This window comes from Vibrio sp. 2CM40D, assembly GCF_023161825.1.
Lineage (GTDB): Bacteria > Pseudomonadota > Gammaproteobacteria > Enterobacterales > Vibrionaceae > Vibrio > Vibrio alginolyticus.
In genome coordinates this window covers 287134-306265 of the sequence record NZ_JALNTL010000003.1, presented here as the reverse complement: position 1 = coordinate 306265, position 19132 = coordinate 287134, and the positions used below count along the sequence as shown (strand labels likewise).

The window sequence follows — 19132 nt, the reverse complement described above, 5'->3', positions numbered from 1 at the left end:
CACCATGAAAGGATTACTGAAACTCGCCGCTCTCGTTAGCTTTCTCTCCATGAATTCGCTTGCTCTTGCATCTGAGTGCCCTGATATTCTTCAAGGTAAGCAAAGGTTGTTAAACTCAACGGAAGAAGTCGATCTATGCGAAAGCTTTAAGGGAAAGACACTACTAATCGTCAATACAGCAAGCCAGTGCGGCTTCACTCCTCAGTTCGAACAGTTAGAAACCCTCTATCAAACTTACAAAGACCAAAACTTCACCGTTATCGGTTTCCCGAGCAATGACTTTCGACAAGATAGAGGAAGCGAAACAAACACAGCGAAAGTCTGTTATCTCGATTACGGGGTCACCTTTCCAATGATGGCTCGCTCTTCAGTATTAGGTGTAGATGCGAACCCAGTCTTCAACCAGATTACTAACCAAGCAGGCATAAAACCAAAATGGAACTTCTACAAGTTTCTAATTAGCTCTGAAGGTAAAGTTATTGCTACTTTTCCAAGCTCCACATCACCGACAAGTACTACGCTTACCAATATGATAGAGCAACAATTGTAAGGTGACGACCATGACAACACGCTCAACCATGCTACAACTCGGTTACTTAGGCCTGGTTCCATTTGTGTTTAGTTTAGGGCTGATTTTCACTGACATCTCACTCTTCAATTTAAGTGGTCAGCAATTTTTCATCGCATATAGCGCCGTTATATTAAGTTTTTTATCCGGCATCCTTTGGGGTAATGGCATTGAGCATTACTACCACCGCCTTAGCCGAAATATATTAATTCTCAGCAACCTTTTTGTCTTACTAGCTTGGGGCGCACTACTGCAGGGCCACAAACATTACGCAGTCGCAACCCTACTCTTAGCAATTGGGTACCTTGCTGTTTGGTATGCAGAAAAGCTCGTGAGGAAAGTCGAACAAGACGCCGAGCCCAAGGGATATCAAGGAATGAGGAGCAAACTGACCTTCGGCGTAATCGTAATGCACGGATTGGCTTTAGTTTCATAACCTGGTCTGTCCAGTACTAAGATCACAAAAAAACGTCTTTTTATAAAACAATGTTCATTTCGTGAATGCACACATATTTTGAACACTGTTTTGTTTCATTTATGAATCAATCCACATATAAGTAATTCAAAGCATTCACAAAGGATATGAATATGTTTTTTCGCAAACTTTTGTTTAGCACTGCGATGATCAATGCAACGACAGGTTGCGTGTCTTACCAGGCACAACAAGCCGCCGCTCAAACAGTAAATAATACAGGCGCTGTGCTTACCAATGTGATTAAAACTACGATTGCTCAGCCATGTAATGTTGCAATCACTGCTGCTAGCTTGTTTTATCCGCATGCCATATTTATGACTAGTGTTCCGACTCAAGCATGTACAAGCGTTCTTAGATAATACGAAAGTGATAAGCATAAAAAATGGCGACTCTACCGTCGCCATTTTTAAGCTTCAATGCTATTTACAGTTACAGCGTCAATAAGTAGTTAACTAATTGATTGTACTCGTCGTAAGTACGAATTTCGTTGGCCAAAACAATGTATTTATTGTTCACAACCACACCCGGAACCCCTCTCAACGTGCTGGCAGAGAATTGCTTATCAAAACCTTTCTGCATTGAGTTTACGGCGAAACTATTGTACGCCGCATCAAACTTCTTACCTTCGACGCCATTATCAACGAACAGCTGTTTCAGCTCAGCTTCGTCTTTTGGCGCTTGTCGCTTTTGATGAATTTGGGCAAACATAGCAGGAATCATTGTATCTTCAACTCCTAGCGACACCATCGTCGCGTAGGACTTGGCCATCGGAATCGCCATATCTCCGCCCATGAACCCCACATGTACCTTTTCAAACTTTGCCTCTTTTGGCAGAGCAGGTTTTAAACGCTCAATAAGCGACTCAAACTTGTAGCAATGTGGGCAATAAAAAGAAAAGAATTCCGTCACAACAGGTTTCGATGCTTTCTTAACATCCAGAACTTTGTAGTGCTTCCCTTCTTCAAATTGCGCTGCATGAGCGGTAAAAGTCAGTAAAAGTGCACTACATAAGGCAAGTAGTTTTTTCATTGTTTATTTCCTTATGGCATTCAAATGCCAAATCATTTCATTTGGTAAAAGGGGGAAACCCCAAGTAATTTGAGATGAGGAATTAAACAATCGGAGGACGATAAAGTTTGGTGATCACTGTCACTACTTTTTCGACTAGAGGCCTATCAATCAAGGCAAGGCTATAAGGAAGAAGCAGTAAGTCGTTTTGAGATAAGTTGGCGGGAATTTTGACCATGCAGGAAGAGCTACAACTCGTGTGAGATTGTTGTGCCTTATTGATGGCTGACTCATCGTGATGTGATTCTACGCAGTCGTCATTGACGCCAAGTTGTTTGTGCAGAGCAGCCTGTTGAACAATAAGATCGCGTACTTCAATTGTTTTCATCGGAGCGGAAGCCTGCGCCACAGGAGCGACACTACTCAAAAGCATAGCAACTAAGCAAACTATCGCAGTCAACAATGTACGGTTAAACTTCAACATAGCTACATCAAGGAAAATGGTGATTTAAGATAATACATGATAACGATTTGACTTCAAGATACGGACTCTCGGCTCGCTAACAAACTCTGTTCTTTGACCATTTTAGGCTAGTGAATTTTCTCTCTAACACTCCCTCAGTACACGAAACCAGCACAACGAGCTATTCACCGTTCGGATACTCCCCTCATCAGATACCAGCAACAATTCGATAAAACTTGAAATCATTATGAAACACGAGTAATAGTTAGAACGGTTTTTGTACGAACAAGGAAAGATCAATGCTTAAAAAAAGATTCTTTAAGACAAAAGATGAAGTCGAAGTCACGTTCGAGCTAGATAAAGATCAGTGGGACTCTGTCCAAATTGCTGGAGACTTCAACAACTGGCAGCCAGAACCGATGAAATTAGTGAAGAAAAGTCGTCAGTTTAAATTTAAAACCCGCTTACCTAAAGCGCAGAATGTTCAGTTCCGTTACTTGCTCGATGACGCGAAGTGGGAAAATGACCCACAAGCTGATGCTTACGTTCCAAATACATTTGGCAGCGACAACAGCGTCGTGTGTACCACCGAATAAGCGGTAATTTCGCTTTAAGATTCCATACCTAGGCGCAAACGTTGCGCCTTTTTGCATCTCTCTAAATGTGATAGGTGATTAGATTTAAATTATTAATTGGCAATTTTATCCAATTAACTCATCCGATAACCTTATTCTGAGAAAGCTTTATTTGAAATAATTCGTAAATTTGTTTAAGTTCCATTGATATTAAATATTGTATACATCACTTAAATGAACGCACAACAAATCAAACCATCTCTAATCATTGTGGAAGACGATCCCAAATTACAAACTATGTTGGGAGAGTATTTTGTTGAACAAGGTTTTCAGGTCAAATGTATCGACAATGGGACGGACGCACCTAATGCGATTATTGACACACAACCAGACGTGGTGCTGTTAGATTTGATGCTACCCGGACAAGATGGTCTGAGTGTATGTCGTCAAATCCGAGAATGCTACAAAGGCAAAGTGTTGATGCTAACAGCAAGTGATGATGACTTCGATCATGTCGCCGCATTAGAAATAGGCGCAGATGACTTTGTTACTAAACCCATCAAACCTCGCGTATTGCTGGCTCGTATTCGCATGCTATTAAGAAGAAAAGAGGCGGCGCCTACCGAGTCCGAAAACGGCCTACAAATTGGTGTTCTGTGTTTAAACCGATTGCGTAAATCGTGCGTAATGAACCAAGAAGAAATTGCGCTGACAGACGGCGAGTTCGATTTGTTGTGGGTTCTTGCAACGCATGCTGAAAAAACACTATCACGCGAGTGGCTGACCAAAACACTGCGTGGTATTGAATACGATGGAACAGACCGCACCATTGATAATCGCATAGTGACACTGAGAAAGAAGCTAGGCGATGCTTCTTGCTCACCACAAAAAATCATTACTGTTCGCGGCAAAGGCTACCTATTTATGCCTGATGCATGGAATGAATAATGAGACGGATTTATCTGGAAAGCTTTGTTGGCCTTATCATTCTGTTTATGGCTAGCTTGTGGGGATACGAGTTCTTAGTTTATGAGATCAACACAGATTATGACTACCTGTTACAAGAGCATGAGGGTCAAGCTTTTCACGATCTGATCTACCCTATCTATAAAGAACACGGATTAGAATATACTCAACAACAGTTGGAACAATTTGCCACATCAAGCCATCGTTTGTTGGTGCCTCATACGCTTGAAGAGCTTCCAACAGACATCAAAAAGGCGTTTGAAAATGATACCTCCGTTAACGTCGCTTACGATGAAGAAAGGGATATCTGGTTCCGCCTAGATGCGAGCACGCCTATCTTTAAAATGAGCGATAATCCGAATAGCCCTGTGGTTAAAGCTGCCAACTTTGATGACAATATCGTTTGGTTGTTCTTTTTAGCTGGATTTGCTCTGTATTGCATATTGTTGATCTGGTTCTTAAGCCGTCGGATTCGAGAGCTAGAGAGAGTGACCGTTGAGTTTGCCTCAGGTAACTTCAAGGCTCGAGCTAGTACCTCAAGCGCTAAGTCTGTTGGGACGTTAAACAAAAGCTTTAACACGATGGCCGATAAAGTATCTCGCTTGATCACTAGCAATAAAATGCTAACTAACGCCGTTGCACATGAATTGCGTACCCCAATCTTCCGCTTACAATGGCAAGCAGATTTGTTATCGGATTCAACCTTAACTGAACAACAGAAAAAGTATGTTTACAGTATCGTCGAAGACATTGACGAGATGGAAGAAATGGTTGAAGAATTGCTTTACTACGCAAAGATGGAGCGTCCTGACACAGCATTACAAACTCAAGAAGAAGTCGTCCTATTCAACTTAGTCAAAGAATTACGACAGAGATGGCAAAAAGAGACTACGCTCGCTATCTCGCTTCAAGAAGTAAACTCAGAAAACGTTCTCGCGTTTGCTGACCCAAAATTGTTAAAGCGAGCCTTAGATAACTTGCTGCGCAATGCAATGCGGTACGCAGATAAGCAGATTTTAGTGGAGATAAAACACGATCAGCACCGCTGCTTCATCAATGTTCATGATGATGGCATAGGTATTGAAGAAAAGCATTGGCCTCATCTATTCGAACCATTTTACAGCGCGGATGAATCTCGCAACAAAAAGACGAGCGGGTTTGGGCTCGGTTTGGCGATTGTCAGACAGATAATGGAGCTTCAACGTGGAGAAGTTTCGATTTGCCATAGCCCACTTGGAGGAGCTTGCTTCACACTTAGCCTCAAAAAATCAGACAGTTAACTTAACCTTCCTACCCCGTTTACAGAAGACGACACTTCAATACACTCAAGCGACAGAGCCCAACAATAAAACAGTGTACATTTAATCCATAAGATTCACACACTAAATGGATAGTACTCATGTATAAATCTTTTATCCTGATTATGGCGCTTACTTCTACGCTTACAGCTTGCGCCTACAACCAAAAACCTGTCGTCGACATGACCAATGTTGACCCTAGTACATATGAACAAGACTTTCTTTACTGCCAAGGCTATGCAGAAAATGTCGACAAATCAGAGGCAGCGAAATCTGAAGCCACTAATGGGGCAGTTACAGGCGCATTGATCGGCGCAGCTGCTGGTGCGCTAGAAGACGGATTAGGTGGAGCGGCTGTCGGTGCTGCTGCCGGCGGTGCTGTAGGAGCTGGAGCTGGTGCTTTGAGTGGAACAAATGATTCAACCAAAACCCAATCTCTCGTATTGCGTAAATGTCTCCAGAACAAAGGCTATACCGTCTACGATCTTGATTAAATAAGCACTTTTCTTAAATTATCGCGCGATGGATTCTATTCACAAATGTTTCACGCTGTAACGATTAATCTCGTTACCTCTCTGGGATATGTGTTCCATCCCAATGCTTAAATAGTAAGGTCATATTTTGAAGCCAGGTAAAACAGGTATACGCCGTGTCATGGATGCGACCGGCTATTCATTTCAAGGATTGAAAGCCGCATGGACACACGAAGCCGCTTTTAGACAAGAATTGATTCTCGCCTTGGTGCTTTCCGTCTGTGCTTTTTTCCTTCCTGTCACCACATACGAAAGAGTGCTGATGATCAGTAGCCTGTTCTTGGTATTGATCGTCGAACTCATTAATTCCGCCGTAGAAGCGGTTGTCGACCGTGTTAGCGATGACTGGCACGAGCTCAGTGGTAGAGCCAAAGATATTGGTTCAGCAGCAGTATTTGTTGCGTTAACTCTTGCCCTTTTTATTTGGGCTTCGTTCTTGCTCTAATTTTTATTCAAGACACTCATTATGAAGACACATGATTTACAACAGAGAGGTATCTCTTACGTTACCTTTACTTTCCTGTTGGCGCTGTATTTCGCTCTCGTCGTAAACATCCCTATTTATAAAGAACTGATCGGCATCTTTACACACTTAGATAATGTCAAGATTGGATTTATTATCACAATACCAATTTTCTTTCTTGCCGCGCTCAATTTCCTTTTTAATTTATTTAGTTGGCCTTGGATCGGCAAGCCGTTCTTTATAATTTTAATCATTGTTTCAAGTATGGTGAGCTACGCAAGCTATAACTATGGCACACTTTTCGATTCTGGAATGATTGCCAATATTGTTGAAACCGATTCGAGCGAGGCGAGTTCTTACCTGAGTGCTCACTCTGTAATTTGGACGCTGATTATGGGAGTTATCCCAGCGATAATTATCTTTAAGGTCAAGCTGCAATCTCAACGTCACCAATTACTGTACTTCTCTGTTACCAAATTAGTATCGATGCTGTCGTCGCTAGCTGTCATCGCCGTCATTGCCAGCGTGTACTATCAAGACTACGCATCTGTAGGGCGCAACAATAGCCACCTAAAAAAAATCATCATACCCACCCAGTTCGTTTACAGCGCGACCGGGTATGTGAAGGAGAAATATTTCACCACGCCAGAGCCATATCGAGAAATCGGCACAGATGCAAAGCAGTCAGATAGCGCCGTACAGCTAGCACAGCGCAAACCAACACTGCTGGTTTTTGTCGTAGGAGAAACCGCTCGAACGCAGAACTACCAACTCAATGGCTATACACGAGAGACAAACCCTTATACTAGTAAACTGGATGTTATCTCATTTCAAGACGTCGCGTCTTGTGGCACCGCGACTGCTGTATCTGTGCCTTGTATGTTTTCACAGCTCACGCGAAACGAGTTTGAACGCACCAAAGCGGATAACCAGGACAATGCTCTCGATATAATGCTGCGCGCTGGGGTTGACCTCATTTGGAAAGAAAATGACGGTGGGGATAAAGAAGTAGCCCACAAGATCAAGAAAATTGAAGTGGATCGAAAGCAAGTAAACCCTATGTGTAATGGCCAAACTTGTTACGACATGGCGCTATTAGATCATTTTGATCAGGAAGTCGCGGATATGCACGGTAACCGAGTGGTCGCCATGCACCTTATAGGAAGCCACGGTCCGACCTACTTTCAGCGTTACCCAAGAGACAACGCCTTCTTTAAACCAGACTGTCCACGTGCAGATATCGAAAACTGTAGCATCGAACAAATAGTGAACACATATGACAATACAATACGCTACACCGATCTTGTATTGGCAGAAACCATCAAAAAACTTAAAGCGTTAGAGTCTGAGTATAATACCGCGCTAATTTACATATCGGATCACGGTGAGTCACTAGGCGAAAACGGATTGTTCTTACATGGTATGCCTTATGGCCTTGCACCAGATTTCCAAAAACGTGTTCCTTTGATTATGTGGCTGTCTTCGGGCTTTAAACAAGCGAAGCAGATCAATACCGACTGTTTGTATAAACAAGCACAGAATGCAGGCCAATACTCACATGATAACGTGTTCCACTCTTTATTAGGCATTATGGATGTACAAACTCAAGCCTACGATAGCAAGTTAGATATATTCAAAGCCTGCCGAGCCGTTTCCTAAATCATTCAATAAAGCCTGGCTCAAAGTGTGAATCAGGCTTTTTCTAACAAGGTATTTAAACTCATCGCCGCGCCAAGCGTTATACTGACAGTCCGCGATCCATACATCGAGATAAGGACTAGGATGAAAATTGGTATTATTGGTCTAGGGGATATCGCTCAGAAAGCATACCTTCCTGTTATCACTCAGCTTCCAAATATCGAACTTGTATTTTGTACCCGCAACCCAAACACACTTGAGAGCCTGGCTAAGCAGTATCGAATCTCAGAGATCTGCCAAGACTACCAGCAACTTCTGCACTTTGGCGTCGATGCCGTCATGATTCATGCGGCAACAAGCGTACACCCTCAAATAGCGGCATTTTTTCTGCAGCATGGAATTCCAACCTTTGTCGACAAACCATTAGCGAATAGTGCTGATGACGTGGAAAAGCTGTACGACATTGCCGAAAAAGAGAGACAGCCACTCTATGTGGGCTTGAACCGTCGTCACATTCCACTTTACAACCAACATATGCCACAAGTGCAGCAAGGCAACATATCTGACTTAAAGTCGTTACGCTGGGAAAAGAACCGTCACCAACTACCGGGGGATGTTCGTACCTTTATATTTGATGATTTTATTCACCCATTAGACAGCGTTAACGTCACAGCCAAAGCCGATCTAAAAGATGCTTATGTAACTCATCAACTTGAAGGTGGTCAGTTGGCGCGTTTAGATATTCAGTGGCAACATGGAGATACTTTGCTCCACGCCTCGATGAATCGCCACTTCGGTATCACTACAGAGCGCGTTCAAGCTTGTTATGCAAACAAAGCAGTGGAGTTCGACTCCTTCGTTGAAGGCAAACTATGGCAATCTAACCAAGAGCAAAAAATCAATTTGAAAGACTGGACGCCAATGCTGACGAGTAAAGGTTTCCATTCGATGTTGCTCGATTGGTTTGGCGTCGTTGAGTCTGGAAATATTGCTGATGAAGTAGTAACACGCAACATTGCCAGCCATCGATTGGCAGAGCAAATTTGTCAATATCTCGAGAAAGTTGTCTCTAGATAATGCGATTCTTGGCTATATGCTTGATTGAGTATTACGCTCTATACTAAAAAGACTTGCCTTAGGGAAGGCATTCATTCTCTGTTAAGACTACGGCGATTATTCTATCAATCAGGTGAATGAGGGCACGGAAGCACACATCGACAAAACAGACGGTTTAGATTTGTTTTACACTGCTCTCAGGTATCTGAATCATCACATTCAAGAATAAAGGAAATAGAATGAGAACACTTGGTAACATCATTTGGTTTGTATTTGGTGGCGTATTTATGGGGTTGCTATGGTGGTTTTTTGGTATTTTGGCCTTTATTAGCATCATCGGAATACCTTGGGGGCGTGCGTGTATCGTTATGGGTAATTTTTCCTTTTTCCCATTCGGTAAAGAGGCCATCTCACGCGATGAATTGACCAATGAAATGGACATTGGCACGAGTCCGCTCGGCGTTATTGGTAACGTCCTTTGGTTTGTATTTGCAGGCCTTTGGTTAGCTATCGGTCACGTACTTTCTGCCGCAGCATGCTTTGTCACCATAATCGGCATTCCGTTTGCGCTCCAACACCTCAAGCTAGCGGTTATTTCACTCGCACCAATTGGTAAAACGGTTGTATCGTCAGAAGAAGCTGCAATGGCTCGATACAACATCAATCGTTAGCAAAAAGCTAATGCGCTTTCTATCCTCTGGGCAGTCATGCTCAGAGGGTAACGCCCGTCAAAAGTAAGCCTATAATCGCTATCGCATATTCAATAATGGCTGATTGTATATTCATACCGTCACCTTTACGTTGAAGTTTATCCTAGCTCAGCACTGCTTTACTTTTATAATTAATTAATACGCCCAATCGAGTTCAAGATGCTAGACTCATAGCGTCGTCACTGACTCAAACTCCAAGAACGACGTAACGAAAAAGCGAGCTATCCTATGCTCGAAATATGGATTCTTTCCCCCTCGAAGTAGAGTTCAACAACAAAAAGACGAACTATAATCATAGCCAAAATTAATGCTTTTCGACCTAAAATATCTCACATCAATCAAAGAAAGCTTCTAAGATTTTCTCTTTTTGAGTAAATATAGACAGTTACAGTAGCGAAATTCTTCTCGGTAAAACTCCCCACTCAATCTCATGATCAGTTTTTTTAAAAAACAACAAAAATTCGTTGTTATCTAGAGTAATTATTTTATTTGTCGCAGAGCAATTCCATCAATATCATTTGCGACATCGGAGTGCTAGAGCATTGAACTTTTTAGCATTTATCACAGGTATAGAACGTAAAAAACCTTTTATTACTTATTTTTCTTTTTACATATGTTCTAACTCAACGTCTATTCAGACAGGAATATACCGTGGATAAATATCAAGCAGCTTATGCTAAGCGTCTAGAGAAACTAAATGGGGATCCATCTCCTAAAACGATAGCCCGCCTTTCGGCTTGGGATGCGTTTTTTAACAAGGAGTACGAGCTCCAAGACTTGGAATACCAGCTATCGGACGCTGCGCACCAGCACTATGAACAGTCGCATGCGAAGAGCGACATTAGCTTCAAAGAATTCAAACGAGCGTTCTATAATGAATCCATCAAAATTTACAATTTAACTGATGGCGCTTCTATCCAGAAAGTATTCACCCCATTACTTTTGCTTACAACGCTCTGGATAGTGTTTGTATGCCTATTTAACAAGTGATCATCAAACTATTCCAACAACGATCAGTATGGGACTACAGGTATGGCTCTATGTAAGGGGGCTAATTCGCTCGGTCTCCTTCACTAAATTAGCGACTCAATTACCCGCAATTCCATAAGCTAAAAGTGACAAGGGCATCCGTTGATGCCCTTTTTATTCAAAGGAACGCAACCAATAGACCTTTGGCCCACTTGGGTATAAAACCATTATGCGTTAAGCTGCACGCTATTATCCGATTGATAAAGAGTGGAGCGAAGTGATGGAAAAAGTAGGCTCTCGAGCATTGATTGTCGAAGGTGGAGCCATGCGAGGCGTATTTTCATGCGGCATACTCGATCATTTTCTTGCTAGCGAGTTCTCTCCATTTGATAGCTTTTGGGGAGTGTCTGCGGGTGCTAGCAACTTGGCTGCCTACTTAGCTAAAATGCCCGGACGTAACTTAAAAATCTACCTCGATTACAGCTTAAGAAAAGAATTTATCTCTCCATCTCAACTTCTACGTGGTGGTGATATGATGAACTTAGACTGGATGTGGAATGTCACCCTCGAAGAACTTGGAATCGATAAATCTGCGCTCAAAGCTGATTCACGACCTTTCTTTTTAGGCGTGACGCGTCAAGACAATGGGCAAGCGGAGTACCACCTTCCTGATGTCGACGACTTGGCAGAAACAATGAAAGCCAGCAGCGCACTGCCTGTACTTTACCGAAATGGCGTATCACTGAACGGAATTCAATACGTTGATGGTGGCGTCTCAGACGCACTTCCTGTTGCAGAAGCAATAAAGCGAGGAGCCAAAAAGATTATGGTTTTACGCAGTCAGCCCGCAAGCTATCAAAAGCCAAGAGGAAAATTCAGCGCCCTAACTAGGAGGATGTTGAAAGAAACGCCCGGATTAATTGAACCTATGTTGACACGTGAAGTTCGCTACAATCAGACCTTAGCGCTGATCAACAACCCACCACCTGGTATCGAAATCATTCAAGTGTGTCCTCCTGAAACATTCAAGTTGAAACGGCTGAGTCGATCGCCAGCACCACTGCGTCATGCTTATGAGTTAGGAATTGAAGCAGGAAAGGAAGCCATCATACGCTGGAGTCAGAAGTAGAAAAAAGCCACGTGGATTAAACGTGGCTAACGCAAATTCGATGGCAGTGGATTATCGTATTTGCTTCTGGTCGAGCCCAATATTCAGGCTCAAAACTGTTTTAATTTGCTCGCTAACTGAGAAGGCGAGTAGGCTGTCAAAACTAGTAAGTTTCAAACAACCCAGAGTTGTAGTCTTGGATGGCTTGTTCTATCTCTTCCATGCTATTCATGACAAAAGGGCCATAATGCACCACGGGTTCATTAATTGGCTCACCTATAAAGATCAGTGCACCACTCTCTTTTTCGGCCTGCAATTCAACCCATTCACCTTTCGATAAAATGGCCATTTCGCCTTGATTGATCTCACGACCTTTTAATTGAATACGACCTTTATAGACATAGAGCATCATGTTGTTGTCTTGATCCGTGTTCAAATTCAAAGCTTGACCACCCATCGCTCTCCAATCGGCTACCGTGGCAGCAACACCTGTCTCTGTTAGCGGCCCCTGAATTCGTTCGTTGTTTATAGTCATATGACCCGCAATCAAACGTACAACCCCCGTATTCGGAGTATCAAACTCAGTGATCGTTTCAGGTTGAAAGTCATGATATTGAGCTGGCTGCATCTTATTTTTCGCAGGCTGGTTAATCCAAATTTGGAAACCATGCAGTTCGCCTTCCTTCATAATAGGCATTTCGCTATGGATGACGCCTCTTCCTGCCGCCATCCACTGTGCACCACCGGAACGAAGCTCACCAACATTATCCATATGATCACGATGCTGGAAATGACCTTTCAACATATAAGTAAGCGTCTCGATACCGCGGTGCGGATGCGGAGGGAAACCGCCGATATAATCAGCGCGGTCTTCTGATTTGAGTTCATCCATCATCAAAAATGGAGAAAAGCTAGCATTATTGAAACCCGCTACTCGGCGAATTTTCACTCCATCACCATCAGCAGTAGCTTGCGCAGGAATAAGCTGACGAATGTCTCTGAATGTACTCATACTAGTTCTCCTAGTTTATCTATGTGACCGCTTGCAAATCGCATGTTCAATCTATGGCTATCGATAAGGTTCTATTTTAGGTTGATGAGCTAAAATTATGAGCCATACTATTCGTTCTACTTATTCAACTTTTTCGAACAATACAATTTATCGAGTTAATAATGAGCACATTTAATTTATCTAAAATAAATGTAGCTATTTTCTAAACAAGGTGTATAGTGTGCCTTGGCTCTTAGAAGAGAGCTGTTAATGCAACATTTAGTTTAAGTTTCCTCTCAGTAAAATCTTGAATCCCCAATTCAGACACCTGCGTACAACTTCCTCTTGATTGAACATTCAATAGCTTAGAAAAGATCCACAAAACAAATCATAATTTTAATGTTTAATTCAAAGGTATTTTTATGTCTAAAGTAACTGGTTCAGTAAAATGGTTTAACGAAACTAAAGGCTTCGGTTTTCTATCTCAAGACAACGGCGGCCAAGATGTATTCGTACACTTTAACGCTATCGTTTCTGACGGTTTCAAAACACTGACTGAAGGTCAGAAAGTAAGCTTCAATGTAGAGCAAGGTAAAAAAGGTCCTCAAGCGACTGAAGTAACTCCTCTATAAGACTGCTTTTCTTGGTGTAGCATGCCCATGCTGCACCAAACCTCTCTCCTTCAAAAATATTCTTTCATCAATCACTCAGCCTAATTTTAGGCATTGCTTTGTGCTATCTAAAATAAACTGAATAGTACTGCTTAATTTATTATTTATAGGAAAAATCATGTCCTCAAAAAGAACTGGCCGTCAAAGGCATTGGTATCAATTACTTAACAAAGAGAAAATCACTAAAAAACAGGAGAATAAATGTTAGAAATTGAATTTAATTTAGAACAACCTCAAACCTCTTGGAACGCTAAAATACATCAATTAAATGGTGATATTTTACGAAGACACGTATTACCGAAACTTCTTTCTCATAGCTTCATGATCGATTTTGAATATTGTGAGAAAACGCAATCTGGAACTATTCTCTGTGATTCAGGTTCAAAGTTAGGAAGTTTTACTGTTAACTGATTCAGTTTTCATGCATTAATGGATAATGCAACTAATTTGGAAGGTATCCAATGGCTAGAAAAAGTAAGAAGCAGTCAGAAAAAGACAAAAAAGAGTCTGAACAAAACGCGGCGGCGGTAAAGCAGAAAACTCGACGCCGCATAGAAGACATTATGGAACAAAGAGAATTTGATAAGTTATTCGATCTATAAATGCTCTCTAGTGCTTTCTCTGCCTTTATCGTTGTGCAAGGTACCGCCACCTACCTTTGCTCAAACGAATCTCCACTCTTTTAGACTACTCTTCTAATTACACGTGCCTCTCACACACGCAAAAACAACTGGCTCCTCTATACTCAAGTGACTTGCAAATAGTCGTTTCGCTCACAGGAAAACCCGTGACTAATGACAGTTAGGTTATTTGCGTATAGCCAAAGCGATATTTTTGCGTATAATCCCTCTCGTTTGCTTCGTATAACCCCAATGATATGGTTTGGGGGTCTCTACCAGTTCCCGCAAAGTGCTGATTACGAAGAGTTGAGATCATCGTGGGTCTTACTCTTTGTGATAGCGTTCGATTTATTTCTATCTATACCTATTCTTAGAGTAACTGCATCCACAATACACATAAGGTGGAATATGAACGCATTTATTCAAGGTCTTCCAAAAGTAGAGCTGCACTTACATATCGAAGGTTCACTTGAGCCGGAACTCTTATTCAAATTAGCAAAACGAAACGGCATCGAGATCCCTTACTCTTCTCCGAGTGAACTACGCAGCGCATATCAGTTCACAGACTTACAATCATTTCTCGACCTCTATTACCAAGGAGCGGGAGTTCTGCGTACTGAGCAAGATTTTTACGATCTCACTTGGGAATACTTACTGCACTGTAAAGAAGACAACGTTATTCATACCGAAATCTTTTTTGACCCTCAAACACACACAGAACGCGGCATAGACTTTGACACTGTTATCAATGGAATCGCTCGTGCGCTAAAAGATGGTCACGAAAAACTTGGCATTACCTCGCAAATTATTGCGTGTTTTCTCCGTCACCTTTCAGAAGAGAGCGCCATAGAGACCCTACAGACTATTCTGAAACACCGTGATAAGATCATTGGTGTTGGACTAGATTCTTCAGAACAAGGTCATCCGCCAGCTAAATTCAAGCGCGTATTTAAACAAGCAGTAGAAGAAGGCTTACTTACCGTTGCTCACGCAGGAGAAGAAGGCCCCGCACAAAATATTAGCGATGCCATTGAAATGCTTTACGTGAGCCGCGTGGATCACGGTGTTCGCTGTGTTGATGATGAAGCATTAGTTGAATCCTTAATCGAAAGCCAAATGCCACTGACAGTGTGTCCGTTATCGAATCTTAAGCTATGTGTATTCGACGATATGAAAGATCACAATATTGTGGATTTGCTACGAAAAGGTGTCGCCGTAACGATTAACTCAGACGATCCTGTGTACTTTGGTGGCTACATGACGGACAACTTTTTGGCCGTCAACAACGCACATCCAATGAGTAAGAGTGAACTTGCCCAATTTACAATGAACGCGATTGATGCCAGCTTTATCGATAACGAGTTAAAGGCGAAATATCGTCACCTTGTTAGCCAATACGTAAACCAGCACGAAGCGTTGCAATAAAGGCATAGTGCCACGCCTTAGGTCAAACGCGTAGGTATTAAAACCCTACAAAGACTCTGTGGTTAACCGCATTTATAAACGCTAGACTGAGAAAGCTAAACTAGCACACAAAAAGGAATAGAATCATGATTCAACAAGGCCAAGCTCTACCAGTTGCAACTCTTAGTGAGTTGACTGCCGATGGTATGGTTAACCACGACGTTACAGAACTGTTTGCGAACAAGAAAGTCGTACTCTTTGCTGTACCTGGCGCATTCACCCCTACCTGTTCAGAAGCTCATCTACCAGGCTATGTGGTATTAGCTGATGAGCTAAAGGCAAAAGGTGTTGATTTAATTGCTTGCGTTTCTGTAAACGATGCATTTGTGATGCAAGCGTGGGGCGAAGCTCAAAACGCTTCTGAGATTCTGATGTTGGGTGATGGCGACGCTAGCTTTACTAAAGCATTAGGTCTTGAAATGGATACAGGCGGCTTTGGTGGTATTCGCTCACAACGTTACGCGATGATCATTGAAAACGGCACAGTGACTAAGCTTAACGTTGAAGAGCCAAAAGAGTTTGAAGCAAGCAAAGCAGAAACGATTTTAGCGGCGCTTTAAGCTTACTCCTAAATACAAAAACGGAAGCCATCGCTTCCGTTTTTTGTTGGCTAACGCATTCTCACAACACTCGTTTGTTGCTTACGCTGCATTTCCGCAAAAGTCAGCACAAACGGGGATGACTGCTTTACACGGCTTGGTAATGAAGAAAGCGCATTGTAGGCATCCTGTTTCGTTTTAAAATCACCAACAGTTACCGTATACCAACGCGTGCCTCGGCTGTTTTTCCAGTTAACCCAAACCGGATGCTTAGGATCGATATAGCGAATATAATCTTTCACATCTTTTTCTTGCTTTAGCGCGAGTACCTGCATCGTGTAATGGTTTGGGTTTAAATAACCATATGCATCCTGAGAGGTCATGACTCCAACACATTGGCCGCTATCGACCTCCTGCTGGTAAGGCATAGCGCAGCCCATGAGCGATAAAATCAATGTCAAAGATAAAATCTTGTGCACGTGTCACTCCATTCTTGTTCTAGTTTCTTTTCTCTCGCACCCAAAAACACAAAACGCTCTTGGTCAGGTAAAACACACCCTTACAAGAAGGCCTGCGTTTTAACGCAACGAGTATTCCAAAAACGTAAGGCGACCACGTTGGTCGCCTTAGTAAACTGATTTAATAGAAAATTAACAAGATAGAGTGATATAGACAGAAGTTCGCTACTGTTTAGAACCAGCTAGCGACCAATTGCTTAAACCAGTCTAAAATTCGCTTGAATAAACTGCCTTCCTCCACGGACTCCAATGCAACGAGCTCGGCTTCATTTACGACCTTACCGTCGACTTTGTAAAGCACTTTACCAACCACTTGTTGCTCAGAAATTGGCGCAACTAAATCACCGTTGTATTCAACATCCGCTTGCAGATTTTTTACATCTCCTTTTGACAAAGTGAGATACACATCGTTAGCTACGCCGACAGTAAGCTCGTCTTTTTCGCCCATCCAAACTCGAGCTTTCGCAAGTTCCGCACCCGCCTCAGTCGGCATTACCGTATCGTAAAAGCGGAAGCCATAACTCAACAGCTGCTTGCTTTCTGATTCACGAACATTCTCACTCTTCGCTCCCATCACTACGGCAATCAAACGCATATCACCTTGTGTTGCAGAAGTCGCTAGACTATAACCCGCGCCGGTTGTATAACCAGTTTTCATGCCATCGACATTCATACTACGATCACGAAGCAAGCCATTACGGTTGTATTGAGTGATGCCATTGTAAGTAAACGAGGTTTCGCTATACAGCGGATAGATATCAGGTAAGTCACGAATAATCGCTTGGCCCAACTTGGCAATATCATAAGGTGTCGAATATAAACCGTCACTGTCTAGGCCGTGAGGGTTGGTGAATGCCGTGTTAGACAATTCAAGCTTGGCGGCCCAACTATTCATCAAACTCACAAACCCTGATTCACTTCCCGCAACATGCTCAGCAATAGCAACACTGGCATCGTTACCAGATTGAACAATCAGACCACGGTATAAGTCAGACAAAGAAACGGAAGTATTGACTTCAATAAACATTTTTGAAGAATCTGGGAAGTTTTTTGCCCAAGCATTTCGGCTGATGACAACCTCATCATTCAACGTAATATTGCCTGTATTAATTTCTTGACCAGCTACATAAGCAGTCATCAACTTCGTTAAACTCGCGGGGTTTAAACGTTTGTGGGCATCACGTTCAACCAGTACTTTCCCCGTATGGAAGTCCATCAAAACATAACCACGAGAACTGAGTTCCGGCGCATTTGGCACAACTGAAGGCGCAGCATAAGCCAACGAGGATACAGCAGCGAACCCTGTAATTAACACTGTGTGTAATATAGTACTTTTTCTCATCATGACATCTTATCTTAGTCGCATTTAAGGCTTACAAACGGTACCCGAATGAATTCAAAGCGCGGGATTACCTAGTTAAAAAACGAGTATATTGAAACGGCGCTCAGTTACAGCCACCTTGTTACGATTGGTTACTTTTACTCAATGTTTGTCGAAAATAATGAGAGGTAGGTAGAGCTTTCGTCTTGAAGAATGAAACAGGAGCGAAAATAATTCCGTAACGCTATGTTTTTTGAGAGGAGAGAAAAAGCGCGCAAGTCAATTCAGGGAGTAAGTTGGTATAGGAAAAGTAGTTGAGCTTTTATCCATATCTAAATAGGAAACAACAAAAACAATCAACAATAAGCCCAGCTAATTACTTACCAAGAAAACATATTAAAAACGCATCATAAAATCGCAATTAATTATCGATAAATTTAAAAACCTCAGATTATAATTTATGTAAATTTCATTTATTATTAAATCGGAGAAAAGTACAGCTTTCCTTTCTTAAAACTAAGAGACGATTTTCTCGATGTTTTTAGGTTTATCTCATCAGAGAACTTGGTATAACAGTGAGGGATAAGGCATCCGGACTTAGCGCGAAAGGATAACCCACTGTTATTTAAGTTCACACGCTGCTTTTTAATGACTAGAGACTTTAAACTGCGGCTACCTTCGGTTTGTGTGGCTATTCTTTGACGTATCCCAACCCAGTACGACTCAAACGACGACATCATACATATCCTCTTTCATGATATAAGTATTAATAATTAAGCATCGCTAAAAGCTAAGCTTGTCATAAATAAAAGTATTAGAAATTAATTTTATTTCATCAAAACAAATCAACCCGCATATTCCACACAAATTTAGTGGTTATGTCAAATATTAGTTATCATTAATTTTATTTATAATGAATATAAATTCAGTTTATAAATTTCTAATAATTTAATTATTAGAAATCAAAATAACCAGCCCATATTTAATATGAAGGTGTGAGTCTTGTTTCGCATCATAATATATAAATATATTAAAGATTCATCTACAAACTAAATGCTCTTCAATAGGTGATATAAATTAGAATTTCGAGACTAAATGAGAATAAAAATAGCGCACCGTATATGGTGCGCTATAGATTTGATTAAGGTCACTGTATAAGCATAGATAAAACTAAACTC

At 41.8% G+C, this 19132-nt stretch carries 23 protein-coding genes and 1 riboswitch; of the genes, 18 read left to right on the top strand and 5 right to left on the bottom strand.

The genetic code is table 11. The features are described 5' to 3' along the window. The first annotated feature begins 4 nt into the window (after positions 1-4). The 3 genes from MTF70_RS08015 (at position 5) to MTF70_RS08005 (ending at position 1402) form a co-directional block, all read left to right on the top strand. On the top strand, positions 5-550 hold the full coding sequence (locus tag MTF70_RS08015; protein WP_054577749.1) for a glutathione peroxidase: 546 nt from the start codon (positions 5-7) through the stop codon (positions 548-550). Between the two features lie 10 nt (positions 551-560). Next, positions 561-1004, top strand: coding sequence for a DUF3429 domain-containing protein (locus MTF70_RS08010; protein WP_005396352.1), 444 nt, complete (start codon positions 561-563; stop codon positions 1002-1004). Positions 1005-1156: 152 nt separating this feature from the next. Continuing rightward, a complete protein-coding gene (locus MTF70_RS08005) occupies positions 1157-1402 on the top strand; it encodes a hypothetical protein (RefSeq protein ID WP_005373664.1) in 246 nt (81 codons plus the stop codon). 70 nt (positions 1403-1472) lie between these two features. Here MTF70_RS08005 and MTF70_RS08000 read toward each other — a convergent pair whose 3' ends face one another. Beyond that, positions 1473-2072, bottom strand: a complete 600-nt coding sequence (locus MTF70_RS08000) for a thiol:disulfide interchange protein DsbA/DsbL (protein WP_005373667.1) — start codon at positions 2070-2072, stop codon at positions 1473-1475. An 82-nt stretch (positions 2073-2154) separates the two neighbouring features. Continuing rightward, positions 2155-2535: a hypothetical protein gene (locus MTF70_RS07995; RefSeq protein WP_005373669.1), complete on the bottom strand. Its 381-nt coding sequence runs from the start codon at positions 2533-2535 to the stop codon at positions 2155-2157. 278 nt (positions 2536-2813) lie between these two features. Between MTF70_RS07995 and MTF70_RS07990 the strand changes: the two genes are divergently transcribed. The 10 genes from MTF70_RS07990 (at position 2814) to MTF70_RS07945 (ending at position 11851) form a co-directional block, all read left to right on the top strand. Next, a complete protein-coding gene (locus MTF70_RS07990) occupies positions 2814-3110 on the top strand; it encodes an isoamylase early set domain-containing protein (RefSeq protein WP_205461082.1) in 297 nt (98 codons plus the stop codon). Between the two features lie 213 nt (positions 3111-3323). Further along, positions 3324-4037, top strand: a complete 714-nt coding sequence (locus MTF70_RS07985; RefSeq protein ID WP_005373673.1) for a response regulator — start codon at positions 3324-3326, stop codon at positions 4035-4037. Beyond that, entirely contained in the window at positions 4037-5335 is a 1299-nt protein-coding gene (locus MTF70_RS07980) for an ATP-binding protein (protein WP_042522686.1), read from the top strand. Before MTF70_RS07985 ends, MTF70_RS07980 begins: the two co-directional genes overlap by 1 nt. Positions 5336-5454: 119 nt before the next feature. Continuing rightward, entirely contained in the window at positions 5455-5847 is a 393-nt protein-coding gene (locus MTF70_RS07975; RefSeq protein WP_005373677.1) for a glycine zipper family protein, read from the top strand. 127 nt (positions 5848-5974) lie between these two features. Then, positions 5975-6331, top strand: coding sequence for a diacylglycerol kinase (locus MTF70_RS07970; RefSeq protein WP_017635149.1), 357 nt, complete (start codon positions 5975-5977; stop codon positions 6329-6331). A 21-nt stretch (positions 6332-6352) separates the two neighbouring features. After that, entirely contained in the window at positions 6353-8008 is a 1656-nt protein-coding gene (locus MTF70_RS07965) for a phosphoethanolamine--lipid A transferase (RefSeq protein ID WP_205461083.1), read from the top strand. A gap of 123 nt (positions 8009-8131) precedes the next feature. Then, entirely contained in the window at positions 8132-9064 is a 933-nt protein-coding gene (locus tag MTF70_RS07960) for a Gfo/Idh/MocA family oxidoreductase (protein ID WP_205461084.1), read from the top strand. Positions 9065-9282: 218 nt separating this feature from the next. After that, the gene (locus MTF70_RS07955; protein ID WP_005373685.1) at positions 9283-9714 is read left to right on the top strand and encodes a YccF domain-containing protein; all 432 of its coding nucleotides are present in this window, start codon (positions 9283-9285) and stop codon (positions 9712-9714) included. Positions 9715-10404: 690 nt separating this feature from the next. Then, on the top strand, positions 10405-10743 hold the full coding sequence (locus tag MTF70_RS07950; protein ID WP_017635147.1) for a hypothetical protein: 339 nt from the start codon (positions 10405-10407) through the stop codon (positions 10741-10743). Positions 10744-11002: 259 nt separating this feature from the next. Continuing rightward, positions 11003-11851, top strand: coding sequence for a patatin family protein (locus MTF70_RS07945; RefSeq protein ID WP_042522690.1), 849 nt, complete (start codon positions 11003-11005; stop codon positions 11849-11851). 142 nt (positions 11852-11993) lie between these two features. Here the strand turns inward: MTF70_RS07945 and MTF70_RS07940 are convergent, their stop codons facing one another. After that, entirely contained in the window at positions 11994-12842 is an 849-nt protein-coding gene (locus MTF70_RS07940; protein WP_213904411.1) for a pirin family protein, read from the bottom strand. A 401-nt stretch (positions 12843-13243) separates the two neighbouring features. Between MTF70_RS07940 and MTF70_RS07935 the strand changes: the two genes are divergently transcribed. The 5 genes from MTF70_RS07935 (at position 13244) to MTF70_RS07915 (ending at position 16136) form a co-directional block, all read left to right on the top strand. Beyond that, positions 13244-13453: a cold-shock protein gene (locus MTF70_RS07935; protein WP_005373691.1), complete on the top strand. Its 210-nt coding sequence runs from the start codon at positions 13244-13246 to the stop codon at positions 13451-13453. Between the two features lie 240 nt (positions 13454-13693). Beyond that, the gene (locus MTF70_RS07930) at positions 13694-13903 is read left to right on the top strand and encodes a hypothetical protein (RefSeq protein ID WP_005373692.1); all 210 of its coding nucleotides are present in this window, start codon (positions 13694-13696) and stop codon (positions 13901-13903) included. Between the two features lie 50 nt (positions 13904-13953). After that, positions 13954-14094: a hypothetical protein gene (locus MTF70_RS07925; RefSeq protein ID WP_017633782.1), complete on the top strand. Its 141-nt coding sequence runs from the start codon at positions 13954-13956 to the stop codon at positions 14092-14094. 237 nt (positions 14095-14331) lie between these two features. Next, positions 14332-14431, top strand: a riboswitch (purine riboswitch). A gap of 89 nt (positions 14432-14520) precedes the next feature. Next, the gene (locus MTF70_RS07920) at positions 14521-15537 is read left to right on the top strand and encodes an adenosine deaminase (protein ID WP_205461086.1); all 1017 of its coding nucleotides are present in this window, start codon (positions 14521-14523) and stop codon (positions 15535-15537) included. A gap of 125 nt (positions 15538-15662) precedes the next feature. Further along, positions 15663-16136 (top strand): peroxiredoxin, encoded by a 474-nt coding sequence (locus MTF70_RS07915; RefSeq protein WP_005373699.1) that lies wholly within the window; start codon positions 15663-15665, stop codon positions 16134-16136. Between the two features lie 50 nt (positions 16137-16186). Here MTF70_RS07915 and MTF70_RS07910 read toward each other — a convergent pair whose 3' ends face one another. Continuing rightward, complete coding sequence (locus tag MTF70_RS07910; RefSeq protein ID WP_005373701.1) at positions 16187-16594, bottom strand: SPOR domain-containing protein; 408 nt, start codon at positions 16592-16594, stop codon at positions 16187-16189. 211 nt (positions 16595-16805) lie between these two features. After that, positions 16806-17975 (bottom strand): D-alanyl-D-alanine carboxypeptidase family protein, encoded by a 1170-nt coding sequence (locus MTF70_RS07905; protein WP_248393952.1) that lies wholly within the window; start codon positions 17973-17975, stop codon positions 16806-16808. Positions 17976-19132 lie beyond the last annotated feature (1157 nt).